This is a genomic window from Microvirga mediterraneensis, from assembly GCF_013520865.1.
In the GTDB taxonomy this organism is placed as follows: domain Bacteria; phylum Pseudomonadota; class Alphaproteobacteria; order Rhizobiales; family Beijerinckiaceae; genus Microvirga; species Microvirga mediterraneensis.
On record NZ_JACDXJ010000001.1, the window covers coordinates 2,425,611 to 2,451,784 of the forward strand.

23 protein-coding genes are annotated in these 26,174 nt (G+C 65.0%); 15 read left to right on the forward strand and 8 right to left on the reverse strand.

Going from position 1 to position 26,174, the window contains the following annotated elements:
- The 3 genes from ndk to H0S73_RS11440 all read left to right on the forward strand — a co-directional run bounded on the left by ndk (position 1) and on the right by H0S73_RS11440 (position 3,287).
- Positions 1-423, forward strand: a complete 423-nt coding sequence (ndk, locus tag H0S73_RS11430; RefSeq protein ID WP_181052268.1) for a nucleoside-diphosphate kinase — start codon at positions 1-3, stop codon at positions 421-423.
- Positions 424-507: 84 nt separating this feature from the next.
- Positions 508-2,658: a molybdopterin-containing oxidoreductase family protein gene (locus tag H0S73_RS11435; protein ID WP_181052269.1), complete on the forward strand. Its 2,151-nt coding sequence runs from the start codon at positions 508-510 to the stop codon at positions 2,656-2,658.
- Between the two features lie 263 nt (positions 2,659-2,921).
- Positions 2,922-3,287 (forward strand): hypothetical protein, encoded by a 366-nt coding sequence (locus tag H0S73_RS11440; RefSeq protein WP_181052270.1) that lies wholly within the window; start codon positions 2,922-2,924, stop codon positions 3,285-3,287.
- 48 nt (positions 3,288-3,335) lie between these two features.
- Here the strand turns inward: H0S73_RS11440 and H0S73_RS11445 are convergent, their stop codons facing one another.
- The 4 genes from H0S73_RS11445 to purM all read right to left on the reverse strand — a co-directional run bounded on the left by H0S73_RS11445 (position 3,336) and on the right by purM (position 6,301).
- Positions 3,336-3,632 (reverse strand): hypothetical protein, encoded by a 297-nt coding sequence (locus tag H0S73_RS11445; protein ID WP_181052271.1) that lies wholly within the window; start codon positions 3,630-3,632, stop codon positions 3,336-3,338.
- A gap of 32 nt (positions 3,633-3,664) precedes the next feature.
- On the reverse strand, positions 3,665-4,327 hold the full coding sequence (locus H0S73_RS11450) for an RNase A-like domain-containing protein (RefSeq protein WP_181052272.1): 663 nt from the start codon (positions 4,325-4,327) through the stop codon (positions 3,665-3,667).
- Positions 4,328-4,583: 256 nt separating this feature from the next.
- Complete coding sequence (gene purN / locus H0S73_RS11455) at positions 4,584-5,231, reverse strand: phosphoribosylglycinamide formyltransferase (protein WP_181052273.1); 648 nt, start codon at positions 5,229-5,231, stop codon at positions 4,584-4,586.
- Positions 5,231-6,301, reverse strand: a complete 1,071-nt coding sequence (gene purM / locus H0S73_RS11460) for a phosphoribosylformylglycinamidine cyclo-ligase (protein WP_181052274.1) — start codon at positions 6,299-6,301, stop codon at positions 5,231-5,233. The genes purN and purM overlap by 1 nt, the downstream gene beginning before the upstream one ends.
- Before the next feature lie 213 nt (positions 6,302-6,514).
- Between purM and H0S73_RS11465 the strand changes: the two genes are divergently transcribed.
- From H0S73_RS11465 to H0S73_RS11500, 8 genes are all read left to right on the forward strand, one after another.
- Positions 6,515-7,045 (forward strand): CDP-alcohol phosphatidyltransferase family protein, encoded by a 531-nt coding sequence (locus H0S73_RS11465; RefSeq protein WP_181052275.1) that lies wholly within the window; start codon positions 6,515-6,517, stop codon positions 7,043-7,045.
- Positions 7,046-7,074: 29 nt separating this feature from the next.
- Positions 7,075-8,190 (forward strand): AI-2E family transporter, encoded by a 1,116-nt coding sequence (locus H0S73_RS11470; protein ID WP_181052276.1) that lies wholly within the window; start codon positions 7,075-7,077, stop codon positions 8,188-8,190.
- Positions 8,183-8,875: a P-loop NTPase family protein gene (locus tag H0S73_RS11475; RefSeq protein WP_181052277.1), complete on the forward strand. Its 693-nt coding sequence runs from the start codon at positions 8,183-8,185 to the stop codon at positions 8,873-8,875. The genes H0S73_RS11470 and H0S73_RS11475 overlap by 8 nt, the downstream gene beginning before the upstream one ends.
- Positions 8,876-9,021: 146 nt before the next feature.
- Positions 9,022-11,190: an RNA degradosome polyphosphate kinase gene (locus H0S73_RS11480; RefSeq protein ID WP_246389265.1), complete on the forward strand. Its 2,169-nt coding sequence runs from the start codon at positions 9,022-9,024 to the stop codon at positions 11,188-11,190.
- A gap of 1 nt (position 11,191) precedes the next feature.
- On the forward strand, positions 11,192-12,712 hold the full coding sequence (gene ppx / locus H0S73_RS11485) for an exopolyphosphatase (protein WP_181052279.1): 1,521 nt from the start codon (positions 11,192-11,194) through the stop codon (positions 12,710-12,712).
- 129 nt (positions 12,713-12,841) lie between these two features.
- On the forward strand, positions 12,842-13,465 hold the full coding sequence (locus tag H0S73_RS11490; RefSeq protein WP_181052280.1) for a 2OG-Fe(II) oxygenase: 624 nt from the start codon (positions 12,842-12,844) through the stop codon (positions 13,463-13,465).
- Between the two features lie 70 nt (positions 13,466-13,535).
- Positions 13,536-14,078 carry an NUDIX domain-containing protein gene (locus H0S73_RS11495; protein ID WP_181052281.1) on the forward strand — a complete coding sequence of 181 codons (543 nt, stop codon included), beginning with the start codon at positions 13,536-13,538 and terminating at the stop codon, positions 14,076-14,078.
- 251 nt (positions 14,079-14,329) lie between these two features.
- On the forward strand, positions 14,330-14,641 hold the full coding sequence (locus tag H0S73_RS11500; RefSeq protein ID WP_181052282.1) for a hypothetical protein: 312 nt from the start codon (positions 14,330-14,332) through the stop codon (positions 14,639-14,641).
- A gap of 17 nt (positions 14,642-14,658) precedes the next feature.
- On the opposite strand, the gene rnd is transcribed toward H0S73_RS11500, so the two are convergent.
- Entirely contained in the window at positions 14,659-15,813 is a 1,155-nt protein-coding gene (gene rnd, locus H0S73_RS11505; protein ID WP_181052283.1) for a ribonuclease D, read from the reverse strand.
- Between the two features lie 120 nt (positions 15,814-15,933).
- Positions 15,934-16,299, reverse strand: a complete 366-nt coding sequence (locus tag H0S73_RS11510) for a hypothetical protein (RefSeq protein ID WP_202049797.1) — start codon at positions 16,297-16,299, stop codon at positions 15,934-15,936.
- A 1,025-nt stretch (positions 16,300-17,324) separates the two neighbouring features.
- On the opposite strand from H0S73_RS11510, the gene aspS reads away from it, so the two are divergent.
- The 3 genes from aspS (at position 17,325) to H0S73_RS11525 (ending at position 21,190) form a co-directional block, all read left to right on the forward strand.
- A complete protein-coding gene (aspS, locus tag H0S73_RS11515; protein WP_181054314.1) occupies positions 17,325-19,133 on the forward strand; it encodes an aspartate--tRNA ligase in 1,809 nt (602 codons plus the stop codon).
- Positions 19,130-19,984 (forward strand): glycosyltransferase family 2 protein, encoded by an 855-nt coding sequence (locus H0S73_RS11520; protein ID WP_181052284.1) that lies wholly within the window; start codon positions 19,130-19,132, stop codon positions 19,982-19,984. Before aspS ends, H0S73_RS11520 begins: the two co-directional genes overlap by 4 nt.
- Before the next feature lie 111 nt (positions 19,985-20,095).
- Positions 20,096-21,190, forward strand: a complete 1,095-nt coding sequence (locus H0S73_RS11525) for an acyltransferase family protein (protein ID WP_181052285.1) — start codon at positions 20,096-20,098, stop codon at positions 21,188-21,190.
- On the opposite strand, the gene H0S73_RS11530 is transcribed toward H0S73_RS11525, so the two are convergent.
- Positions 21,162-21,782: a CatB-related O-acetyltransferase gene (locus tag H0S73_RS11530; RefSeq protein ID WP_181052286.1), complete on the reverse strand. Its 621-nt coding sequence runs from the start codon at positions 21,780-21,782 to the stop codon at positions 21,162-21,164. The two genes, H0S73_RS11525 and H0S73_RS11530, sit on opposite strands and share 29 nt — an antisense overlap.
- A 99-nt stretch (positions 21,783-21,881) precedes the next feature.
- Here H0S73_RS11530 and H0S73_RS11535 point away from each other — a divergent pair, with 99 nt between their 5' ends.
- A complete protein-coding gene (locus H0S73_RS11535; RefSeq protein ID WP_181052287.1) occupies positions 21,882-24,185 on the forward strand; it encodes an NADP-dependent malic enzyme in 2,304 nt (767 codons plus the stop codon).
- 112 nt (positions 24,186-24,297) lie between these two features.
- Here the strand turns inward: H0S73_RS11535 and H0S73_RS11540 are convergent, their stop codons facing one another.
- Positions 24,298-26,172, reverse strand: a complete 1,875-nt coding sequence (locus H0S73_RS11540) for a hypothetical protein (RefSeq protein ID WP_181052288.1) — start codon at positions 26,170-26,172, stop codon at positions 24,298-24,300.
- Positions 26,173-26,174: the final 2 nt, after the last annotated feature.

Genomic DNA, 26,174 nt, shown 5'->3' on the forward strand with positions numbered 1-26,174 from the left:
ATGGCCATCGAGCGCACCTTCTCCATCATCAAGCCCGACGCGACCGAGCGTAACCTCACGGGCGCCATCAATGCCGTCATCGAGAATGCCGGGCTGCGCATCGTGGCGCAGAAGCGCATCCTCATGAGCCGCCGCGAGGCCGAGACCTTCTACGCGGTCCACAAGGAGCGTCCCTTCTTCGGCGAGCTCGTGGACTTCATGATCTCCGCTCCGGTCGTCGTGCAGGTTCTCGAGGGCGAGGGCGCCGTGCTCCGCTACCGCGAGATCATGGGCGCCACCAACCCGGAGAGCGCCGCCGAGGGCACGATCCGCAAGCTCTACGCCAAGTCCATCGGCGAGAACTCGGTCCACGGCTCCGACAGCCTCGACAACGCCAAGGTCGAGATCGCCCAGTTCTTCTCGGGCAACGAGATCGTCGGCTAAGCTCTTAGAGCATAGCCTTCATGTTCAGGCCGCCCTTTGGGCGGCCTTTTCTTTGGCCTCACGCTCCGTCATGATGCGCCCGCCATGAACCAAGCTCCCCGCATCGAACGCCGCTCGTCCGTCTGCCCGCACGATTGCCCCTCCGTGTGCTCCCTCGAGGTCGAGGTGATCGACGGCCGCTCCATCGGGCGCGTGCACGGGGCGAAGAGCAACAGCTACACGGCGGGCGTCATCTGCGCCAAGGTGGCCCGCTATGCGGAGCGCATCCACAATCCGGATCGGCTGCTCTATCCGATGAGGCGCACGGGGCCGAAGGGCTCGGGGCAGTTCGAGCGCATCTCCTGGGACGAGGCCCTCGATATCGTGGCCGAAAAGTTCCTGGAGGCGGAGCGGGACTTCGGCTCGGAATCCGTCTGGCCCTACTACTATGCCGGCACCATGGGCTTCGTCATGCGCGACGGCATCAACCGCCTCCGCCATGTGAAGAAGTATTCCGGGCAGTACTCCACCATCTGCACGGCCATGAGCTGGACGGGCTATGTCGCCGGCACCGGCCACCTGCGTGGCTCCGACCCGCGCGAGATGGCCGTGTCCGACTGCATCGTGATCTGGGGCACCAACCCGGTCCACACCCAGGTCAACGTGATGACCCACGCGATGAAGGCCCGCAAGGAGCGTGGCGCCAAGCTCGTGGTGATCGACATCTACCAGAACGCCACCATGAAGCAGGCCGACATGGCGCTTCTGGTGAAGCCCGGTACCGACGGGGCTCTCGCCTGTGCGGTCATGCATGTGCTCTTCCGCGACGGCCTGGCGGATCGGGAATACCTGGAGCGCTACACCGATCATCCGCAGGGGCTCGAGGAGCACCTCAAGACCCGCGACCCGGCCTGGGCGTCCGCCATCACGGGTCTGTCCGTGGAGGAGATCGAAGCCTTCGCCAGGCTCGTCGGCACGACGAAGCGCACCTTCTTCCGCCTCGGCTACGGCTTTGCCCGCCAGCGCAACGGCGTGGTCAACATGCACGCGGCCGCATCCATCCCGGCCGTGACCGGCGCCTGGCAATACGAGGGCGGCGGCGCGTTCCATTCGAACAGCGGCATCTTCCACTGGAACAAGGCCCTGATCGAGGGCCACGACGCCATCGATCCCGCGATCCGCATTCTCGACCAGTCTCAGATCGGCCGCGTCCTCACGGGCGACGCCGAGGCCCTCCATAACGGCCCGCCCGTCAAGGCGATGCTGATCCAGAACACCAACCCGGTCTCGGTCGCGCCGGAGCAGGAGCTGGTCAAGCGGGGCTTTTCCCGCGAGGACCTGTTCGTCTGCGTCCACGAGCAGTTCATGACCGAGACGGCCCTCATGGCCGACATCGTCCTGCCCGCGACCATGTTCATGGAGCACGACGATCTCTACTCCGGCGGCGGCCACCAGCATTTCCAGGTCGGTCCCAAGCTCATCGACCCGCCGGGGGAATGCCGCTCCAACCATGAGGTGTTCCGCGGTCTCGCCACGCGCCTCGGCGCCGAGCATCGCGGCTTTGCCATGGAGCCGCGCGAAATCATCGATTGGACTCTGCGGAATTCCGGCTGGGGCTCCCTGGAGGAGCTGGAAGCCCGGATCCATTTCGACGCGCAGCCGCCCTTCGAGGAAGCCCATTTCCTGAGAGGCTTCGGCTATCCGGACGGCAAGTTCCGCTTCAGGCCCGATTGGGCCTCGGTTCCGTCCTACAACAACGGCGCCATGGGCCCGTGGGCCGAAATGCCGTCCTTCCCGGACCATTGGGGCGTGATCGAAGCGGCCACCGAGGAGCATCCGTTCCGGCTCGCCACGAGCCCGGCCCGCAACTTCCTCAATTCGAGCTTCACCGAGACGCCGACCTCCCTCGACAAGGAGCGGCGGCCGGAGGTGATGATCCATCCGCTCGACGCCGAGCGGCAGGGGATCACCGACGGCGACTGGGTGAAGCTGAGGAACCATCGCGGCGAGGTTTACCTGCGCGCCCGGCTCTTCGACGGCGTGCGGCGCGGCGTGCTCATCGCCGAGGGCATCTGGCCCAACGCCGCTCACCCGTTCGGTCGGGGCATCAACACGCTCACCGGCGGCGATCAGGTGGCGCCCTATGGCGGCGCGGCCTTCCACGACAACCGGGTCGCGCTGGAAAAAGCCGATCTCGATCCGGCCCTGGAACTGCCGCTCGCCCGGAAGCACCATCGCGCCGAGGCGGTTGTTTAGATTTTCCAGCTTGAGGGAAACTCTGACCTCGTCCTGAGGAGCAGCGACGCTGCGTCTCCAAGGATCGTCCAGTTTGCACTGGAGGCGCCCTCGTCCTTCGAGACGGATTGCTGCGCAATCCCCTCAGGATGAGGGCTCAGGTCAGCGGCAATGACGATGGTTCAGTCACACCTTCTTAAGCCTGTTCGCAGCTCCCCCTTGAACCCGAACGGCCAAGCCTATTCTTAACCACCGAACGTGATTTCATCCCTGGGGAGCCATCCATGAATTCGATCATTCGCGCACTGCTCGTGTCGGCCGCCTTGTCCGTCGGCGCGACCGCGGCCCATGCCGCCGCCTCCAACACGCCGACCCAATACCAGCCCGATCCCGCGCTCAAGACGGAAAGCGTGTCCCAGTTGCGTGCCCGCGTCAGCCAGGCCTGCGCCATCACGCAAGGCAGGGTCCTGACCAGCGTGAGCGAGACGTCCCTCAACCGGTCCTGCGACTGCTATGCCGGCCGCACGATGCGCTCGCTGAGCGCCGATGAACTCCAGGCCTATCGCGACACGGGCGTGTTCAACGAAACCGCCCGCGGCAAGGCGCTTGCCGCCCTCGACGCCTGCAAGCTGCCGCGGCCGCAGATTTGAGTGAAAGAGCAAACGCGATCCCGGAAGCAAGGCGATCCGGGCTCGCGTTCAGAGGGGCTTGTCGCTTTCGGCAAGCCAGTCCTGGACTTTGAGCAGAAAGTTGCGGGCAGCGGCAGGGCGGTGGAACATGACGTCGGTGCCCGTCTTGTCCCACAATGCATTGATCTCCTTGTCGCTCATATGGCCATCGAGGGTTTCCATGAGGTAGAGTTCAAGGCGCTGTCGCTGCTGAGGCTTGAGACCCTTCAATATATGATCGCGGATTCCTTCCAACGAACGGATTCCAAGAATATCGGCTGTGAGGACATCAAAAGCGAGCTTCTTGAACTCGTCAGGATAGTTCATGTCAAAAACCTTATTGATCGTCGTTTCTCGGGTTAGGCGGTGTGAACTCTGAAGCCGTTCGGTGAACGCTTGTCGTGAATGATCAAAACTCCAATCCCGTAAGTTCGACGAAGAATAATCGTTCGCCGCTCCGGAAGAACGATTGCTTCGCGGCCAGTGACAAATCCCAACCGGTGCGTGAAAAATGCTGATGGCTCTCTGCCAGCCGCAACTTCCTCGACGATGGCTCGATTGGCGTCCAGGGCCGCATTCACATACTCGTTCGCCTCGCCAATGGAAAAGAAGGAGCCGGCTCGTTTCCTGCCGAGCTCTATAATCCGCAAATCCCAATATTCACGCTCGACGCGGCCTGTCAGTTCAGCCTCGGTCTTCCCGACATGCTCGCGCATTGCGTGACCGCCACGCACTTCCGCCTCTCTGAGATCAACTGTGTGGCGGCGACCTTCCTCGCGGTAGCCGACTTGCACCGGGGTCGGATCGGTGGAAGCGCCAACCCCGCTGCCGCCGTCTCCGCTCGTCCATTGCCCGCCATTCGGGCTGCCGGCAGGCACGCGAGGCTGCTGCGGGTTGAAACGCTTGAGTGCCCGCAACAGGCGCAGCGTCGTCAGGTCGAGGTGGAGACTGGTCAGGCGACGCTTCAAGGCGAGCCAATCCCGCAGGATCGGCTTGCCGTCGGAGAAGAGAGGAGGAACCATGTACAATCCATTCGTTCTATAATAACATATGATAACAGAACAAAACGAGTACATTTTCAAGCTGGCGATTGATTGCCGCCCGCATCGGCTCAGCGCGAGAGTTGGCAAAAGCGATAGGGGTGAGAGGGCCTGGGCCTATAGCATCGGACCCAAAAGTGGACTTGCACATTTGGGATTCAATCCGATGCTCCTTCTCTTGGCTGGCGCATCGGATGGACCGGAAAACCGGGTCCACTTTTCGTCCGATGCGTTAGCGTCAGTCCGGCGAATGCAGCGCCCCGTAGCCGTCCCAGCCGCGAGAGAACACCACCCGACCGTTCTCAAGCCGGGCCGTCCCATCGCAGATCATGCGCAGGGCGTGCGGATAGAGCTTGTGCTCCTGGACGATCACGCGGGCCGCGAGGCTTTCCTCCGTGTCGCCCGGCACCACGGGAACGACAGCCTGAGCGATGATGGGGCCGGCGTCCAGTTCCGGCACCACGAAGTGCACGGTGCAGCCGTGGACCAGCACACCTTCCTCCAGGGCCCGGCGATGGGTCTGCGTGCCCCGGAACAGGGGCAGGAGGGAGGGGTGGATATTGACCATCCGGCCCGACCAGCGCTCCACGAACCAATCGGTCAGCACCCGCATGAAGCCCGCAAGGCAGATGAACTCGATGCCGTGCGCGGCGAGGGCCGCATCCATCGCCTGCTCGAAATCCTCCCGGGTGGGATGGGCCTTGTGGTCGACCACGCAGGTGGCGATACCGGCTTCCTTCGCCCGGTCGAGACCTGCCGCGTCGGGACGGTTCGACAGGACGAGGGCGATCTCGGCCGGATAATCCCCGGCGCGGGCGGCTTCGATCAGCGAGACCATGTTCGAGCCGCGGCCCGAGATCAGGATGGCGACGCGGCGGCGGGACATCAGAGCTTCAGGGACCCCGAGGTCAGGACGCGCTCGCCGCCCGCATGGGCCACCGTCTCGCCGATGCGGACCGGGTGCTCGCCGGCCTTCGCCAGCCGGTCCATCACGGCATCGGCCCTGTCAGCGCCAGCCACCACGATCATGCCGATCCCGCAATTGAAGGTGCGCAGCATCTCGGCCTCGGCCACGCTGCCGGTCTTAGCGAGCCAGCCGAAGACGGGCGGGGCGGCGATCGCGTCGAGGTCGAGGCGCACGCCGACCCCGTCGGGCAGGACACGCGGGATGTTGTCCGGGAAGCCGCCGCCGGTGATGTGGCAGAGCGCGTTGATCCCGTCCCCCGCCTTCAGCGCCTCCAGGAGCGCCTTCACGTAGATCCGGGTCGGCTCCAGCAGGGCCTGGGCGAGGGTCTTGCCCGCCGCGAAGGGGGCGGGCGCGTCCCAGGCGAGGCCGGAATGCTCGACGATCCGGCGCACCAGCGAGAAGCCGTTCGAATGGACGCCGGAGGAGGGCAGGCCGATGAGCACGTCGCCGATCTTCACGTCCTTCGGCAGCAGGGTGCCGCGCTCGGCCGCGCCGACCGCGAAGCCCGCGAGGTCGTAATCGCCCTTTGCGTAGAGCCCCGGCATCTCGGCGGTTTCGCCGCCGATCAGCGCGCAGCCCGCCTGGAGGCAGCCCTCGGCGATGCCTTTGACGATGTGCACGCCGACCTCGGGGGAGAGCTTCCCGGTGGCGAAATAATCGAGGAAGAACAAGGGCTCTGCGCCCTGGACGATGATGTCGTTCACGCACATGGCCACGAGGTCGATGCCGATGGTGTCGTGGATGCCCGTATCGATGGCGATCTTGACCTTGGTGCCGACGCCGTCATTGGCGGCGACCAGAATGGGATCCTTGAAGCCCGCCGCCTTGAGGTCGAACAGCCCGCCGAACCCGCCGATCTCCGCGTCGGCGCCCGGCCGGCGCGTGGAGCGCACCAGGGGCTTGATCTGGTCGACCATGGCGTTGCCCGCGTCGATGTCGACGCCCGCTTGGGCATAGGTCAGGCCGTTCGTCTGCTTCTCGGTCGTCATGGCTCACCCCGTGTTGGCTCGGGCAGTAAGGCGAGAGGGACCGGGAGGCAAGGGGAGAGTTCGCATTTTGCGGGCCCTGTCGTCCCCTGTCATTCCGGGCTCGGCTGCGCAGCCCCGGAATGACGGTCCCGGGTTCCAGCGAGCCGATCTTATCCCCATGCCCTCGGCTCGGCGATTGAACTCCGTCTTCCGACCCGTCATCATCATGACCCGATGACCATCCCGAACATCATCTCCATCGGCCGCCTCATCCTCGTGCCCATCGTGATCGTCATGATCATGCAGCAGCGGTGGGCCATGGCCTTCGCGCTTTTCGTCGTGGCCGGGGTCTCCGATGCGATCGACGGGTTCATCGCCCGCAAGTTCGACATGAGGAGCGAGTTCGGGGCCTATATCGATCCCCTGGCCGACAAGTCGCTCCTGGTCTCGATCTACGTGACCCTCGCGATCGTGGGGGCGATCCCCGGCTGGCTCGCCATCGTCGTGGTCTCGCGGGATGCCATGATCGTGGCGGCCGTGATCCTGTCCTGGGTCATGAGCCGTCCGGTCGAGATCAAGCCGCTCATCGTCAGCAAGCTCAACACCGGGGCGCAGCTTGGGTTTGCCGCCTATGCGCTCGCGGCCAACGCCTTCGGCGTAGAGCTCGGGGGGCTCGAGGAAATCGTCACGGTGCTGGTGGCGACCTTGACCATAGCCTCTGCCGGTGCCTATCTCGTCGGCTGGCTGCGCCACATGTCCACCTGATGGCCAAAATGATGATGTATGGGGAACCGATGACGGTCCAACGGCAGATCGGATTTTGGATTGCGGCGCTGGTCGTCGCGGTTCTGCTGCTGTTCATCCTGCGCGGCATCCTCCTGCCGTTCGTCGCGGGCTTCGCGCTCGCCTACCTGCTCGACCCCCTGGCCGACCGGCTGCAGAAGGTCGGTCTCGGGCGGTTGGGCGCGAGCCTTCTCATCCTGATCCTCTTCGTTCTGATCTTCATCACCGCCCTCATGATCCTGGTGCCCTTCGCGGCCCAGCAGGTGGGAGCCTTCGTGGAGCGGCTGCCCGGCTACGTGACGAGGCTTCAGGAGCTGGGGGCCCAGCAGCTCGGCCCGCTGATCCACAAGCTCGGCATCGAGGACGCGCTCCCCGCGACGCCTCCCTCCGTGGGCAACCTCATCAGCCAGGGCGTCGCGTGGATCACCGCCTTCATGCAGGGGCTCTGGTCCGGCGGACAGGCCCTCATCGGCATCTTCTCCCTGCTGGTGGTGACGCCGGTCGTGGCCTTCTACATGCTGGTCGACTGGGACCGCATGGTCAGGACCGTGGATTCCTGGATGCCCATGCGGCACCGCGACACGATCCGGTCCATCGCCGGCGATATCGACCGGGCCATTGCCGGCTTCGTCCGGGGTCAGGCCCTGGTCTGCCTCATCCTGGGCACGTTCTACGCGGTCAGCCTCACCATCGTCGGGCTGAATTTCGGCGCCCTCATCGGCATGACGGCCGGGCTCCTGAGCTTCATCCCCTATGTGGGCTCGCTCACGGGCCTCATCCTCTCGGTGGGCGTCGCCATCGTGCAGTTCTGGCCCGACTGGACCATGATCGCCGCGACGCTGGGCATCTTCATCTTCGGCCAGTTCGTGGAGGGCAACATCCTTTCGCCGAAACTGGTGGGGGATTCCGTCGGCCTGCACCCGGTCTGGCTCATGTTCGCCCTCGTGGCCTTCGGCGCCCTCTTCGGCTTCGTCGGGCTGCTGCTGGCCGTGCCGCTCGCCGCGGCCATGGGCGTCATCGCGCGCTTCGCCCTGAGGCAATATCTGGCGAGCCCCCTCTATCGCGGGGCGGAGCCGATGATCCTCAAACCCAGGATCGAGCCCGGGAAGGTCGATCTCGATGCGTGAGATGCCCAAGCAGCTCGCCTTCGACTTACCTCTCGATCCCCGTTTCGGCGCCGAGGACTTCCTCGTCAGTCCTTCGAACGAGCAGGCCTACGGCCTCATCGAGAGCTGGCCCGAATGGCCGGACACGATCCTGCTCCTCGTGGGCCCCCGCGGCAGCGGCAAGAGCCACCTGGCGTCGATCTGGGCGACGAATGCCCGCGCCTGGACCATCGACGCCTCCGGGATCACGCAGGACAAGGTTCCGCACCTCGTCTCGAACGGCGCGCTCGCCATCGAGGACATGGACCGGGGCGAGCGGGACGAGGCGGCCCTGTTCCACCTCCTGAACCTCGCGCGGGAGAGAAAGGCGTCGCTCCTGATCACCTCGGAGACGCCGCCCGACCGCTGGTCCCTGCGCACTCCCGATCTGCTGTCGCGCCTTCGCCTCGCGCCGAGCGTATCCCTCGAGGCGCCGGACGATGCGCTGCTGAAAGCCGTGCTGGTGAAGCTTTTCGTCGACAGGCAACTCGTGGTCGACACCTCCGTTGTCGACTATATTGCCCTTCGGATCGAACGCTCATTGGCGAAGGCCTCCGAACTCGTGGCGCTCCTCGACCGGGAGGCCCTGAGCCGGGGGCGCCGCGTGTCCCGGGCGATCGCGGCGGAGATTCTGGGGGCCGCACAGGAAACGGATGAGAGCGAGTGAAGTCTGACACCAACGCCGCACTGACGAACCGTCGTGAAACCGTCACGAAGCCGAGAGCAAAACGATCTCCGAAGAACGAGAACGCGGAGAACGAAGTGCGCAGCGCGATCGCCCTGAAAGAGGTGGAGACCATCAGCGAGGCTCCGTTGCCGAAGGCGCCGCCGGATATCGAGCTCGACGGGGCGGTGCTGCGGAAGTTCCCCCAGCGTTTCATCAATCGCGAGCTGTCCTGGCTTGAGTTCAACCGCCGGGTCTTCGAGGAGGCATCGAACCGCAACCACCCGCTCCTGGAGCAGCTGCGCTTCCTGTCGATCTCGGCCGACAACCTGGACGAGTTCTTCATGGTCCGCGTCGCGGGCCTGATCGGGCAGGTGCGCTCGGGCGTCGCCACGACCTCGCAGGACGGGCTCACGCCGCAGGAGCAGCTGGCGAAGATCTCCGTGGCCGTCTCCCACCTCGCCTCGGATCAGCAGCGACGCTGGCGCGAGCTGCGCGATGCGCTCCTGGAGGAGGGCATCGTCCTCACCGAGGGGGCGGGGCTGACGAAGGCCGAGGCCTCCTGGCTCGAGGATTACTTCCTCAACCATGTCTTCCCGGTGCTGACGCCGCTCGCCATTGATCCGGCGCATCCCTTTCCGTTCATTCCCAATCTCGGCTCGTCCATCGCCCTCAAACTGGTGCGCCAGAGCGACGGCAAGGTGCTGAACGCGCTGATCCGCCTGCCGTCGCGGGCGGAACGCTTCATCCGCCTGCCCGATTTCGCCGAGACGGGCGCAACCCGCTTCATCGCCCTGGAGCAGATGATCGTGCTCTATACGAGCCGCCTGTTCCCCGGCTACGCGGTGCAGGGGCAGGGCGCCTTCCGGGTCATCCGCGATTCCGACATCGAGGTGGAGGAGGAGGCCGAGGATCTCGTGCGCCTGTTCGAGACGGCGCTCAAGCAGCGCCGTCGGGGCAGCGTGATCCGGCTGGAGGTCGAGGCGGCCATGCCCGAGGATCTGCGCCTCTTCGTGGCCGAGGAAATGGAAGTGTCCAAGGACGAGGTCTTCGTCGTCGAGGGCATGATGGGCCTGCGGGACCTGTCGCAGCTCGTCGCCCTGGAACGGCCCGACCTCAAGTTCAAGCCCTACAATCCGCGCTTCCCGGAGCGCATCCGCGAGCATAGCGGCGATTGCTTCGCGGCGATCCGCGAGAAGGACATCATCGTCCACCATCCCTACGAATCCTTCGACGCGGTGGTGCAGTTCCTGCGTCAGGCCGCGCGCGATCCGAACGTGGTGGCGATCAAGCAGACGCTCTACCGCACCTCGTCGGATTCCCCCATCGTGGCGGCGCTCGCCGAGGCCGCCGAGGCGGGCAAATCCGTCACCGCCCTCGTGGAGCTGAAGGCCCGCTTCGACGAGGAGGCCAATATCCGCTGGGCGCGCGACCTGGAGCGCGCCGGCGCCCAGGTGGTGTTCGGCTTCATCGAGCTGAAGACGCACGCCAAGCTGTCCATGGTCGTGCGCCGCGAAGGCAGCCAGCTCATCACCTATTGCCATGTGGGCACGGGCAACTACCACCCGATCACCGCGCGCATCTACACCGACCTGTCCTATTTCACCGCCGATCCGGTGATCGGCCGGGATGTATCGCGCATCTTCAACTTCGTGACCGGCTACGCGGAACCTGCTGAGCTGGAGCGCATGGCGGTGTCGCCGCTTACCCTCAAGAAGCGGCTGCTGCAGCACATCGAGGAGGAGGTGGCCCATGCCAAGGCGGGGCGGCCGGGGTCGATCTGGGGCAAGTGCAACTCGCTCGTGGACGCCGACATCATCGACGCGCTCTACGATGCAAGCGCCGCGGGCGTGCAGGTGGATCTCATCGTGCGCGGCATCTGCTGCCTCAGGCCGGGCATCAAGGGCCTGTCGGAGAACATCCGGGTCAAGTCCATCGTCGGGCGCTTCCTGGAGCACACCCGCATCTATGCCTTCGGCAACGGGCAGGCGCTGCCGAACAACAAGGCCCATGTCTACATCTCGTCCGCCGACCTCATGTCGCGCAACCTCGACCGTCGCGTCGAGGCCCTGATGCCGATCCTCAACCCGACCGTGCACCAGCAGGTGCTCGACCAGATCATGCTCGCCAACCTCCTCGACAACGAGCAGAGCTGGACCGTGCTGCCCGACGGGTCGAGCCAGCGGGTCGTGCCGGCCAAGGGCGAGGAACCATTCAACGCTCACAAGTATTTCATGACAAATCCGAGTCTGTCGGGCCGTGGCAAATCCCTCAAAACCTCCAGTCCCAAGGCGCTCGCCAAGCGCGGGCAACGCTGACATGCAGGCCGTGAGCCAGGAGGCCCAGGGGCGGCTCAAGATCGGCCGCCCCGTGGCCATCATCGATATCGGGTCGAACTCCGTGCGCCTCGTGGCCTATGAGGGGCTCTCCCGCGCCGTCACGCCGATCTACAACGAGAAGGTCCTCTGCGGCCTCGGCCGCCATGTGGCGACCACCGGCCGCCTGGACGACGAGGCCGTGGACCGGGCCCTGCGGGCCCTCGCCCGGTTCCGCGTCCTGTGCGACACGATGCATGTGTCCGAGGTCTTCGTGCTGGCCACCGCCGCCGCGCGCGACGCCTCCAACGGCCCCGCCTTCCTGGAGGCGGCCGCGGAAGCCTGCGGCCAGCCGATCAGCCTGCTCTCCGGGGCCGAGGAGGCGAGGGCCTCCGCCCTCGGCGTCATCGCGGGCTTCCACGCGCCGGACGGCATGGTCGGCGACATGGGCGGCGGCAGCCTGGAACTGGTCGACGTGCGGGGCTCCCGGGTCGGGCAGGGGATCACCATGCCGCTCGGCGGCCTCGCCCTGCAGGACGTCAGCGGCGGCTCGCTCAAGCGGGCCCAGCGGATCGTGCGCGAGGCCCTGGAACGCGCCCCGGAATACCTGGAAGACCTGCACGGCCGCACCTTCTACGCGGTCGGCGGCACCTGGCGCGCCTTGGCGCGGCTGCACCAGGCGGCACGGGATTACCCGCTCCACGTGATGCACGGCTACATCATCGACCCGGATGACGGCCTCGACTTCCTGCACCTCGTCGAGGAGGCCGATTCCAAGACCCTGAAGGACATCGAGAGCATTTCCGAGGCCCGGCGTCCGCTCCTAGCCTATGGGGCCATCGTGCTGGAGGAGATCATCCGCCTCGGCGAGCCCAAGGAGGTCGCCATCTCGGCCTTCGGCGTGCGCGAAGGCGTTCTGTTCGACAGGCTCGACCCGGAGACGCGCGAGCGCGACCCGCTGCTCGCCGCCGCCAGCGACCTCAACCTCCTGCGCTCCCGCTCGCCCCGCCACGGGGTGGAGCTGTGCCAGTGGACCGAAGCCTTCATCAAAAGCCTGGGCCTGCCGGAGACGGACAACGACACCCGCCTGCGCCAGGCAGCCTGCCTCCTGGCCGATATCGGCTGGCGGGCGCATCCCGACTACCGGGGCGAGCAGAGCCTCAACCTGATCGCCTATGGAGCCTTCGCCGGGCTCGACCACCCGGGCCGGGCCTATCTGGCCCTGTCGATCTTCTTCCGCCACGAGGGGCTTTCGCCCGACAAGGTCTCCTCGCGGATCAAGTCTCTTGCCGGTCCCCGGCTCCTCGAGCGGGCGCGGCTGCTCGCCGCCCTGATGCGCATCGCCTATCCGGTCTCGGTCGCCATGGAGGGGATCCTGCCCCAGGCTCCCCTCACGGCCCGTGGCAGCCAGATCGTGCTCAGCCTGCCCGCCGGCCTGGGGCCGCTCGCCAATGAGCGCCTCTCGGGCCGCCTTCGCGGTCTGGGCAAGCTCCTCAACATGGATCCCGTCGTCGAAATCCACTAGAACGCCATCATCGGTCGCGGGCGAAGCTGATCGACTTCCGACCCGTGCATGATTAAGGCTTTACAGAGCAAGGGACTTCAATACTTTCTCTTCCCAAGTGGGAAGGAAGCTTAGCCTTTGGGGACAACTATGGAATTGATCGACCTTACAGCCGTTCGCAACGCCGAGCGGTCCAGCGAGCCCTACAACTACGTTCTGGCCTCGAACCTTCTGAAGCAGGACAAGATCGACGACCTGCGGCGGGATTTTCCCGACATCAACAAGCCCGGCTACCTGACGGTGGACGAGGTCAAGCTTCACGGCAACTTCAAGAAGCTCATCGAGGAGCTGGAAGGCCCCGAGCTGACCGAGGAGCTGTCCAAGAAATTCGGCCTGGACCTGCACCAGTATCCGCGCCTGACGACCATCATGAAGAAGTCGCAGCCCAAATACGGGTCCATCCACACGGACGGCCCGTCCAAGGTCATGACCATGCTGGTCTACATGAACGACGAGTGGCAGCAGGACGAGGGCGGTCGCCTGCGCGTCCTCTACGACGACAAGAACTACGACAAGTTCAAGCTGGAAGTGCCGCCCGTCATGGGCACCATGTTCGCCTTCCTGCGCTCGGACAATTCCTGGCACGGCCACCTGCCGTTCTCCGGCGAACGCCGCGTGGTCCAGATCGCCTGGGTCAAGAGCCAGGCCGACGTGGACCGCAAGAAGAAGCACAACAAGCTTGCCCAGGTCTTCAAGGGCATTTTCGGACGGTAAGGACGTTTTCCGAACCGATTTCTCTCGTCATGGCCGGGCTTGCCCCGGCCATTTGCGTATTGGAGCCGCCATGCCGCCGGATATCAGAGCCACCGCAACGCGCATCGTCTACGAGAACCGATGGATGCGGGTGCGGGAGGATGCAATCGTCCGTCAGGACGGGTCGCCCGGTATTTATGGCGTCGTCGAGAAGACGGACTTCGCGATCATCGCCCCGGTCGATGACGGCAGGATCCACCTGGTGGAGCAGTACCGCTACCCGGTACAGGGCCGCTATTGGGAATTGCCGCAGGGGTCCTGGGAAGATGCCCCGGGCACAAATCCGCTGGAACTGGCCCGCGCCGAACTGCGCGAGGAGACTGGGCTAACAGCCGAGACCATGCTGTCCGTAGGTCACCTGTTCGAATGCTACGGATATTCGAACCAGGGTTTCCACATTTACCTCGCGCAGGGGCTTCGGCAGGGCGAGGCCCGACGTGAGCGCACCGAGCAGGACATGATCAGCCGTGCCTTCCCGCTCGATCAGGTCACCGCCATGATCACAGAAGGCGTCATCAAGGACGCGGCGACGGTGGCAACCATCGGACTGCTGCGGCTGAAGGGGCTCATTTAATCAAAGTAGTAACTGTCAATCGCGTCGGAGCGTGTTACTTTGTGGCAAAAGTATCAACCGCTCGACGAATGCACAAGGCACCTATGTCCTATCCCTATGCGCGTACCTTGACAGCAGCAGCCTGCCTTTTGGGACTAATGACCTGTGAGGCAATAAGTCGGCCAAGCGTTGGGCTTGCTAAGGACAGCAGGGAAGTAGCAGCGATTCATCCAGCTAACCTCCCCACCAGAGAGGAGGTCAGAGAGCGGATCATGGCCGCAGCAAAGTCATGCTGGCTCAACAATAAGTCTCAGGCTTTCTCAGGATTGGCGCTACGCACCAACGATAAGCATCCGATCGTCCCATATGGTTATTACCTGACTTTTAGCGGTCCTAAGAACTCTCCTCGTTACTTGAATATTCATATCATCCCTGCTGATGATCCTGATGGAGGTTACATGGTTTATGTCGATCAGGAGAGCAGGAATATGGATGCCGTTAACGCAATCAGAGGAGCCATCGAACGGCTTGAGGCGAAATACCAAAAAGGTTGGTTTCAAAATCCAAGCCAGCCCTTGTGCTAGCCCGACGAAGCCAGCCTTCACAGAATCTCGCGCAGCCTTACCCGCCCGCGCTCCAGCACCAGCCCGAGTTCGCCGTTCTTCAGCGCAATCGCCTTCTCGCCGAAGAGCCTGCGGCGCCAGCCGTGCAGGGATGGCACGTCGGCTTCATCGCTGTCGGCGATGGCTTCCAGCTCCTCGACGGTGGCGATGATCTTGGGCGCGACGCCCTCCTGCTCGGATACAGCCTTGAGCAGCACCTTCAGCAGGTCCACGACGGAGCCGGTATTGGAGCGGCCGCGGCTGCGCTCCGGAACCGGGATCGTCGCCATGTCGCGAGAGAGCGCGCGTTCCACCGCGTCCAGGATCTCGCCCCCGGTGCGGGAGCGCTCGAAACCGTTGGGGATGGTGCGCAGGCGGCCCAAAGCCTCCACGCTGCGCGGAGCCGAGGTAGCGATGTCGATCACCGCGTCGTCCTTGAGGATGCGCCCACGGGGCACGTCCCGCCCTTGCGCCTCGCGCTCGCGCCAGGCGGAGACTTCCATGAGCACGGCGATCTCGCGCGGCTTGCGCAGGCGGCCCGCGAGGCGGCGCCAGGCATTGCCGGGATCGGCCTGATAGGTCTCGGGCGAGGTGAGGATCGCCATCTCCTCGGCGAGCCAGTCGAGCCGGCCGTTCGTCTGCAGCTGCTCCATCAGCGCCTCGTAGACCTTCACCAGATGGGTGACGTCCGAGAGGGCGTAGGTGAGCTGCGCATCCGTGAGCGGGCGGCGCGACCAGTCGGTGAAGCGGGAGGATTTGTCGATCTTGGCCTTGGCGAGATCGTTGGCGAGCTGCTCGTAGGATACCGAATCCCCGTAGCCGCACACCATGGCGGCGACCTGGGTGTCGAAGAGGGGCGTGGGCACGATGCCGCCGAGGTTCCAGACGATCTCCAGGTCCTGCCGGGCCGAATGGAAGACTTTTACCACGTTCGGGTCCGACATCAGCGCCATGAACGGGTCGAGGCTGATGCCCTCGGCCAGGGGGTCGATGAGACAGGCATCCGCAGGATCGGGGCCCGCCATCTGGATCAGGCAGAGCTTCGGGTAATAGGTGGTCTCGCGCAGGAACTCCGTGTCGACGGTCACGAACGGATGCTGGCTGAGACGGGCGCAGGCGGCGGCCAGGGCGTCGGTGGAGGTGATCAGGTCCATGGAGCGTTCATAGCCTATCGGAAAGGGGCCCGCGAGTCCGTCCTCGCCGGACCCGCCGATTGTCGGAGGATAAGGTAAAGCTCCGCACGGACGGAAGGGATCAGGGGCAGGGACAGCCGGTCAGGCGCCAGCTTGGCCGCGGACAAGCTGCTTGGCAAGGAACTTGCGCCGTGCCTTCGCCTGCCGCTCGGCGCGCTTCACGAGCCAGTCGAGGATGTTGTGCTCGACCACGAGCCCGGTCTCCGCGTCTTCCAGGCGCTGGATCCGGTCGACCCGGAAGCCGCGATAGCCGTCCTCGGACAGGATGTCGATCCCGCCCAGCAGCATCTTGCCCGGCCCCACCTTCAGCTCGCGCGCCAGCACCCACCGCCGGCTTGGATGGCCGGCCTGGTCCACATAGTCGAGCTCCAGCGCGCCATCCAGCGGATAGACGTGCCAATTGCCCTCGATCCGCTCCTCGACGGGAGCGTTCCGGGCCGGTCTCAACAGGGATGTCGCAAGGGTGCTAACCATAGGAGTAATATGGGAATTCACCCTTTGTTCCGCAAGGATTTAAGTCGGGTGAAGAACGAGAAAGTCGTTGGAAAATAAGGGGCGAGCCGCCGGCGGCGCTGGTGCCGGCGTCTGCCAGTCAGGCATGAGGCCAGCGATGACGAGCGCGTGTCATTTCCGGCCGGAGCGGAGGGGAAGGGAATCCACCCACAGGCGCAACGCCATGGATCCCCTTCCCGCAGGGCGTGCGCCGGGGATGACATCGACCCGTCATGGCCGAGCTTGTTCCGGTCCCACGTCTCAACCCCAGGGCGCGCTCACGGCGTGGATGGCGCGACGAGCCGACCCGCACGGCGAAGTTGGTAGGGTCGATTCACCCTGTCGGCGGAAGAGTCCGTGTTGGCGCGCCGCGCGACGTGCGGACCTATATGTTCACGTTGTGTTCTTGACATCGCTTCTGACGTAAGATATATCGTTGCTTGTCCGGTCTCGCGAGGGACGCGCCCGAGGCGTCGGCGAAGGAGACCGGATACGGTTCTGGCCTCTGGCGGGAAAGACGCTGTTCCGCCATGCCGGGGTCCTGAGTGGAGGATACCGGGCGTCAAGACCTGTTCGGGCAGGATCGGCGCTGGGTCGCCGAAGCCTCGCCGGCACCGGTGCACCCGGGGCTGCGCGACAAGACGCGCCGTAGCGCCCTCTGAGGGTTTGTCCCTGATGGGCTGGAGAGCGAGGCTCAGGTTCGAAAAGCCGTGCGCGGGAGACCGGTTGTCTTCCCGTCCGGGCGGATCTCCCGTCCCGACCCGATTTTCGCGCGCTCCGCTGGAGCGGGTGAAGACATCCAAGTCCCGCGCTTCCCTCAATTGATGAGACGAGCCAGGACCAGCCTAAAAGCCGCCAGCCCCGTCAGGGGAGGGAGCGCTTTTGCGCGGCTTCAATTCGTCCTTCCACCTTGACTTCCCCCGACTCCCATGGATGTTGCGCTTCAAATCGAACCAGCAGGCTTTCCCATGTCCGCCTCCATGCACCGTTACCGTTCCCATACCTGCGGCGCGCTCCGCGAATCCGATGTCGGCCAGGTGGCCCGGCTCTCCGGCTGGTGCCACCGCATCCGCGACCATGGCGGCGTGCTGTTCATCGACCTGCGCGACCATTACGGCATGACGCAATGCGTGATCGATCCGGATTCCCCGGCCTTCAAGCAGGCCGAGGCGGCGCGCTCCGAATGGGTGATCCGGGTCGACGGCAAGGTGCGCAAGCGCCCGGCCGGTACCGAGAACCCGGAGCTGCCGACCGGCATGGTCGAGGTCTACATCACCGACATCGAGGTGCTGGGCCCGGCGGCCGAGCTGCCGATGCCGGTCTTCGGCGACCAGGAATATCCGGAGGAGACCCGTCTCACCTACCGGTATCTCGACCTGCGCCGCGAGAAGCTGCACAACAACATCATGAAGCGCGGCGCGATCATCAACAGCCTGCGCAGCCGCATGCAGCAGAGCGGCTTCTTCGAGTTCACGACGCCGATCCTGACCGCGTCCTCTCCTGAGGGCGCTCGCGACTTCCTCGTGCCGTCGCGCATCCATCCCGGCAAGTTCTATGCGCTGCCGCAGGCGCCGCAGCAGTTCAAGCAGCTCATCATGATCTCCGGCTTCGACCGGTACTTCCAGATGGCGCCCTGCTTCCGCGACGAGGACCCGCGCGCCGACCGCCTGCCGGGCGAGTTCTACCAGCTCGACGTGGAGATGAGCTTCGTCACGCAGGAAGACATCTTCCAGACCATGGAGCCGGTGATCCGCGATACCTTCAAGGAATTCGCCGACGGCAAGCCGGTGACCGAGGTCTTCCCGCGCATCCCGTATTTCGAGTCGATGCTGAAATATGGCAACGACAAGCCGGACCTGCGCAACCCGCTGATCATCGCCGACGTGTCGGAGGTGTTCACTCGGGATGATGTGACCTTCAACGCATTCAAGAACGTGATCAAGTCCGGCGGCGTCGTGCGCGCCATTCCGGCGACCGGCGCCGCCTCGCAGCCGCGCTCCTTCTTCGACAAGCTCAACGACTGGGCCCGCTCGGAAGGCGCGCCGGGCCTGGGCTACATCGTGTTCGAGGAAGAGAACGGCCAGATCCAGGCCAAGGGCCCCATCGCCAAGTTCATCCCGGAAGCCGCGCAGGCCGTCATCCGGGAGAAGGCCGGCATCAAGGCCGGCGACGCGGTGTTCTTCTCGGCCGGCGTCGAGGACAAGGCGGCGTCGCTCGCCGGCAAGGCGCGCACCCGCATCGGCGAGGAGCTCAACCTGATCGACAAGGACCGGTACGAGTTCTGCTGGATCGTCGACTTCCCGCAATACGAGTGGAACGAGGACGAGAAGAAGATCGACTTCTCCCACAACCCGTTCTCCATGGCGGATTTCGACCACGACGCCTTCATGGCCCTCGATCCGAAGGACAAGGACACGATCCTCAAGATCACGGCCTTCCAGTACGACATGGTCTGCAACGGCTACGAGATGGCCTCAGGGAGCATCCGCAACCATCGTCCCGACCGGATGGTGAAGGCCTTCGAGATCGCCGGCTACGGCGAGAAGGAGGTCATGGAGCGGTTCGGCGGCATGTACCGCGCGTTCCAGTACGGCGCGCCGCCCCACGGCGGCATGGCGGCGGGCGTGGACCGGATCGTGATGCTTCTCTGCGGCGCGCATAACCTGCGCGAGATCACGCTGTTCCCCATGAACCAGAAGGCGGAAGACCTGCTGCTCGGCGCCCCCTCCGAGGCGACCCCGAAGCAGCTGCGCGAGCTGCACATCCGGACGAACCTGCCGGAGAAATGAGCCCTCAGGACGTCACCGCCATAGTCGTGACCTTCGACAGCGCCCATGCGCTGCCGGAGTGTCTCGGCGCGCTGCGGGCGGACGGCGTGCCGGCGATCGTCGTGGACAACGCCTCGACCGACGGGACCGCCGCCATGGCCGAGGGGCAGGGCGCCCGCGTCATCGTCAATCCCCGGAACGAGGGCTATGGCCGCGCCAACAACATCGGCGTGCGGGCGGCCGACAGCGAATTCGTGCTGATCGTCAATCCGGACTGCATCGTCGACAGGGGCGCGGTCGCGGCCCTCGTCGATGCGGCGCGGCGCCATCCCGATGCGGCGTTCTTCGCGCCGCAGATCGTGGAGCCGAGCGGGCGGGTGTTCTATCAGCCGCGCTCCCTGCTCGCCGCTTCGCTGACCAATCCCGGCGGCAAGCTCGTCGTGCCGGAAGGCGAGGCCTGCGCGCCGTTCTTCTCGGGCGCCTGCTTCCTCATCCGCCGCGAGGCTTTCCTGCGGCTCGGCGGCTTCGACGAGAACATCTTCCTGTTCTACGAGGACGACGACCTCTGCCGCCGCGTGGCGGATTCCGGCTCTGCTCTGATCTATGTCCCGCAGGCCGTCGTCAGGCATGGACGCGGCCGGTCGAGCGGCGACAAGCCGGGTCGCGTCTTCACCTCCCGCTGGCACCAGGCGTGGTCGCGGGCCTATGTGAGCCGCAAATACGGGCTGCCGAACCCGGCGCCGGGCATGTTCGCCATCAATGCCCTCAAGACCCTGGGCGCGAGCCTGACGTTCCAGCGCAAGCTCGTCGAGCGCTATGGCGGCTCGGCGTCCGGAGCCTGGGCGGCGATGCGGGGACGCAAGGCGTTCTGACCGGGACCGCATGGGGATTGCCCGGGCGTATTGCCGTCCTATCGCGGTTGATTTAATGCCTTCTCCTGACAGGCTCCGACAGCGGAGCGCAGGAGAAGGTAACCCGGCACGATGGCTCCTGCGCGTTCCTGGAACGGTGTAAAGGTCGAGAGCGCGATTGCCGGGCCTCACAACAATCTCACCCTGATCCGCCTGGGCCTCGCCCTCGCCGTCGTGATGTCCCACGCCTTCAGCGTCACCACGGGTGAGCTGTCCGACGAGCCCCTGTTCGCCTCGACCGGGTTCACCCTGGGCGAGCATGCGGTGAACGGCTTCTTCGCCATCTCGGGCTTCCTGGTCACCATGAGCTTCGACCGGCGCGGTTGGCGGGACTATGCCATCGCCCGGACCTTGCGCATCGCGCCCGGGCTGATCGTTGCGGTGCTCGCGGTGGCGCTTCTTCTCGGCTCCGCCATGACCACGCTGCCCCTCGGAGAGTATCTTGGGAGCCCGGCCTTGCGCCGCTTCATCACGGCGACGCTCACGAGCTTCAAGAGCAACACGGAGTTGCCCGGCGTGTTCACCGGCAATCCCCTGGTGCTCCCCATGGGAACCGTCTGGACCCTCAAATACGAGGTCATGTGCTATGCGGCGGTTTTTGTCATAGGGCTCCTGGGGCTGCTGCAATCCCGGACCGCTGCGCTCGTCATCGTGGCCGCGATGGCGCTCGGCTCGGCGGGGCTGAACCTTCTTCAGCCAGACGCGCCCAAAGGCATGGAGACGGCACTCCGCCTGCCGCTGATCTTCGCCTTCGGCGGCGCGCTCTACGTCTGGCGCAGCCGGGTCCGGCTTTCGGGGCTTGTCGTGCTGGTCCTTCTCCTCGCCACGTGGCTGAGCGCCGGATCTTTCCTGTACAAGACGCTGCTGTTCATGGGCTCCACCTACGGCATCCTGTGGCTGGCCTTCACGCCGATGCTGACGCGTTTCGCCTACGAGCCCAAGGTGGACCTGTCCTACGGCACGTATCTCTATGGCTGGCCGATCCAGCAGAGTCTGCACGCGCTTTGGCCGGGCGCGACAGCCGTCGCGCTGCTGCCGCCGTCGCTGGCGATCACCCTCGTGGTCGCGGCCGCGTCATGGATCCTGGTCGAGAAGCCTGCTTTGGGCCTGAAGGCGAGGGCGCTCGGCCGCCGGACGCTCAGGACGATTGAGCCCGCAGCACCCTGACGGCCGCGATCAGCTCGCGGATCCGGTCGCTCTGCAGGAGCGGGATGAGGGTCGCGATCTTCTCCCGCGGCAGCTCCCACCATTGCGCATCGAGCAGGGCCGCGATGGTGTCCTCGTCGAAGCGGTAGCGGATCACGCGGGCCGGATTGCCGCCGACGATGGCGTAGGGCGGCACGTCCCTGGTCACGATGGCATGAGCCGCGACCACGGCGCCATGCCCTATGGTCACACCAGACATGACGATGGCGCCGGAGCCGAGCCAGACGTCGTGGCCGATGACCACGTCGCCCCGGGAGGTATGGTAGTCCTCGCTCTCGGGCGCTCCTGGCCACAGCTCCCGGAACGCGGAGAAGGGATAGGTCGTGCCCCAGTCGGTGCGGTGGTTGCCGCCGAGCAGGATCTCCACCTTGTCGGCAATGGAGCCGTAGCGCCCGATGGTGAGCTTGCGGCCCGACTCTGGGAAACGGACCTTGGGCTTGCCGTAGGTGAATTCGCCGATTTCGTAGCCGTAGCGTCCGGTCATGCGGGCTAAGTGGATTCGGGTCTGGTTGTGCGGGTTGCGCCAGTTCTTCAGGCGATGCCGAAGCTTCATCGCGCGGCCCCGAGGCTTAAGACAAGAACATTGACGGCAGGGTGAAGGGCGCGCACAAGGGCCTCCAAAGTGGTTTGGTCAGTGCAAGGAGTGTCGGGGATGGGAGACAACATCTCGCAGGATCTGAAATCGGGAGCGATGTTCTACCACCAGCATCCGCGCCCCGGAAAGCTCGAGATCCAGCCGACCAAGCCGCTCGGCAACCAGCGCGACCTGGCCCTGGCCTATTCTCCCGGCGTGGCCGCCCCCTGCGAGGCCATCGCGGCCGATCCGGCGGAGGCCGCCAATCTCACGTCGCGCCAGAACTTGGTGGCCGTGATCTCCAACGGCACGGCCGTTCTGGGCCTGGGCGACATCGGCCCGCTCGCCTCCAAGCCGGTGATGGAAGGCAAGGCTGTCCTGTTCAAGAAGTTCTCCGGCATCGACGTGTTCGACATCGAGCTGGCCGAGAAGAACGTGGACAAGATGGTCGAGGTGATCGCCGCCCTCGAGCCGACCTTCGGAGGCATCAACCTCGAGGACATCAAGGCGCCGGAATGCTTCGAGGTCGAGGAGCGGTTGAAGGCCCGCATGGGCATCCCGGTCTTCCACGACGACCAGCACGGCACAGCCATCATCGTGGGCGCGGCGGTGACGAACGCGCTCGAACTCGCGGGCAAGCGCATCGAGGACGTGAAGATCGTCACCTCGGGTGCCGGCGCCGCGGCGCTCGCCTGCCTCAATCTCCTGGTGTCGCTCGGCGCCAAGCGTGAGAACATCTGGGTCACGGACATCGAAGGCGTCGTGCACGAGGGCCGCAACGAGCTCATGGACCGCTGGAAATCGGTCTATGCGCAGAAGACGGATGCGCGCACGCTCGCCGACGTAATCCCCAATGCGGACGTGTTCCTCGGCCTCTCGGCTGGCGGCGTCCTCAAGAAGGAGCTGCTCGCCCAGATGGCGCCGCGCCCGCTGATCATGGCGCTCGCCAATCCCTATCCCGAGATCATGCCGGAGGAGGCGGAAGCCGCCCGGCCCGACGCGATGATCTGCACCGGCCGGTCCGACTATCCGAACCAGGTCAACAACGTCCTGTGCTTCCCCTACATCTTCCGCGGCGCGCTCGACGTGCAGGCGACCACGATCAACGAGGAGATGAAGGCCGCCGCCGTGAAGGCCATCGCCGGGCTGGCCCGCGAGGCCCCGTCCGAGGTGGTGGCGCGCGCCTATGGCGGCGAGGCGCATCCCTTCGGCCGCAAGTCCCTGATCCCGAGCCCGTTCGATCCGCGCCTCATTCTCCGCATCGCCCCGGCGGTCGCCAAGGCGGCGATGGATTCCGGCGTCGCGAAGCGGCCCCTGGCGGATCTGGAAGCCTATGCGGAATCCCTCGGCCGCTTCGTCTTCCGCTCCGGCTTCATCATGAAGCCGCTGTTTTCGCAGGCGAAGGCAGCACCCAAGCGTGTGATCTATGCGGAGGGCGAGGACGAGCGCGTGCTGCGCGCCGTGCAGGTCATCGTCGAGGAAGGCATCGCCAAGCCGATCCTGATCGGGCGCCCGAACGTCGTCGAGGCGCGCATGAAGCGCTTCGGCCTGTCGATGGAGATCGGGCGGCATTTCGAGCTGGTGAACCCGGAGGACGACCCGCGCTACCGCGACTACGTCGCCACTTACGTCGAGGCGGCCGGCCGCAAGGGCATCACGCCCGATGCGGCGCGGACGCTGGTGCGCACCAACAACACCGTCATCGGTGCGCTCGCGGTGAGGCGAGGGGATGCGGATGCGCTGATCTGCGGGCTCGAGGGCCGCTTCCAGTCCCGCCTCAAGCACATCAAGGACATTATCGGGCTCGCGCCCGGCGTGCACGAGATGGCGGCCCTGTCGCTCGTCATCACCTCGAAGGGCGCCTATTTCCTTGCCGACACGCACGTGCAGTTCGATCCGACGGCGGAGGAGATCGCCGACATGACGATCGCCTGCGCCAGCCACGTGCGGCGCTTCGGCATGGAGCCCAAGATCGCGCTCCTGTCACACTCGGATTTCGGCGGGGCGGATAGCCGCTCGGCGTTGAAGATGCGCGAGGCCCTGGCCTGCATCAACGAGCGTGCGCCGGATCTTGAAGTCGACGGCGAGATGCAGGCGGACGCAGCCCTGTCCCAGATGATCCGCGACCGGATCAACCCCAACTCGCGCCTGAAGGGCGAGGCCAACGTGCTGATCATGCCGAACCTGGACGCGGCCAACATCGCGTTCCAGTTCACGAAGGTCCTGGCGGATTCGCTCCCCGTCGGACCCATCCTCATCGGTCCGGCCAAGCCCGCCCATATCCTGACCCCGTCCGTGACGGCTCGCGGCATCGTCAACCTGACGGCCATCGCTGTCGTGGAGGCGCAGGCGGCGGAAGCGGACCAGCCGACGCTGATCTGAGGAGCGGCACGACAGGCGGCCAGCCCCACCACGTCATCACCGGGCTTGTGCCGGTGATCTCGCCGTATCGGTATGGCCGGCGCAAGGCCGGCCATGACGTGAGAGCGGCGGCTTACTCCACCTTCGCCGTGATGTTCAGCTTTTGAATCGCATCGGCAGGTTTCGCTGCCAGGGCAACATCCATGAAGCCAAAGCCGGAAGGGCTTTTCGATGTCGCCTCGATCATGAGCTTCCCGGGCTTTGCGATGAAGCTTGCGATCGCCCTTGCCAAGGTCGAGGTTTGCTCAGAGCTGCCGGCCATGGAGGTGAGGACCAGCGGCGCGGCATCCGCGTAGAGCTTGCGCAGAGTATCCGGCTTGGTCTTCTGCTTCTTGGCGGTTTCGGCGAGATAACGGTCAAACAGCCCATTGTCCTCCACAACGAGACTGGCGGACTTCGCCTTCATGGCGATCAGCGCAGCGGCGGCCGTGGCCTCGTCCGTGCTGAAGAGATCCTTGTTGGCGCTGCCGATCACGCCCGTCAGGGAAAAACGACCCATTCCCTTGGCTTCGCCTGCAACCTGCTTAAGCAGGATTTCATTGGTGCTCTCGTTCCAGCTTGCGTCGAGCAGGAAGGATGAAGTCAGCTTCTCGGAGCCTGGTCCCAGAAGACCGGCGATCAGCTCGTCCGATCCGCCCGAGGGGAGTTTCATCGCAACGTCGCGGGTTTCGAACCTGACATTCGTCGGAAAGCCATTCAAAGGTTTGTCGGCCGTCAGCTCGAGCCCCTTCATCGTGATGACGATGCGCCCAGGCTTGCCGCCTTCTTCATCGCTCGGACCGTCGATATCGACATCGGAAACACGCAGCGTGCCCAAGGTCGGAATCAGAGGCCGCATATCGGCTTGGTCGAGATCGTCGAGAGACTTGTCCTGGAGAGTTTTCAAGCCATTCAGCGTCGACTCGAAAGAAAAGCCCGTCAGACTTATGCCGCCGAATTTGATATGCATGTCCTGATCGCTGACCGCGAACCCCTCCATGCGGACACTGGCGGCCGCGGAGCCTATCGCGCCCGTATAGGCGATCCGCTCGATGCGACCGGCCGCGGAAGGCTGCTTGCTCTTGTCCTTCTTGGGAACTGCAAACTCGATTCCGGCCGCTTCGGCGGATGCGATGTTAAAGGCGCCGAGCAAGTCGGCAATCGACGTCATCAGCTGCTTTTGCTCGGCGTCGGAAAGATCGGCTTTATTCCCGAGCCTCTCCAAGAGAGCCGAGGTGCCGGTCCAGGAATCGAGGGTTGGCCGTGCCATGAAGTCACGGCCGCTGATACGGGCGATCTTGAAGCCGACCTGTTCCTTGGCGGCGCGCAATTCGGTTTTCTCGATGGAGAATTGACCGTGGATCAACGCCATGGGGTCGGACGTGGAGGCGGCCTTGGTTTCGTAGAGGCGTGCGAAGGCCGGCAGATCGAAATCGCTGATCGCGGCACGTCCGAAGCTGCCGACGAGATCAACCTCGGGCCCTTTCTCGTCCATGGCCATGGCCTCGACCGTGGTCGAGGCAATCTTGCCCTTCACGATGTCGCTCAGGGTCACGTTCGAGTACGTGACCGTCACGGTACGTCCATTGGACTGTTGCGTCAGCTTGACCTCAGGAAGCACGATCTTCTTGGCGCTGACCCGCGCCAGACGGCCAGCCAATGGCTCGGATGCACTGCTCGAGAACAGCGCCTCGATGTCCGCTCTCGATGAGGCCGAACCGGAAACTTCGATGCGCTTGGCTTCATACCGAGCTCCACCGAATGAGAAACTCACGTTTTCAAGGGCGAAGCTGTCCGCGCTCTGCGCGAAAGCGGCGCTCCATAGCGGAACCTTGACGGCCCCTACGGAAATGCGGTGTCCGCCATTGTCGACTACGAGGTTCCGGATCACGGTAGGTTCGAACTGCAAAGCCGCAGAACCTGCCACCAAGGCGAGTGCGCAAACGCCTGCGCGATAACGAAGTCCCATGC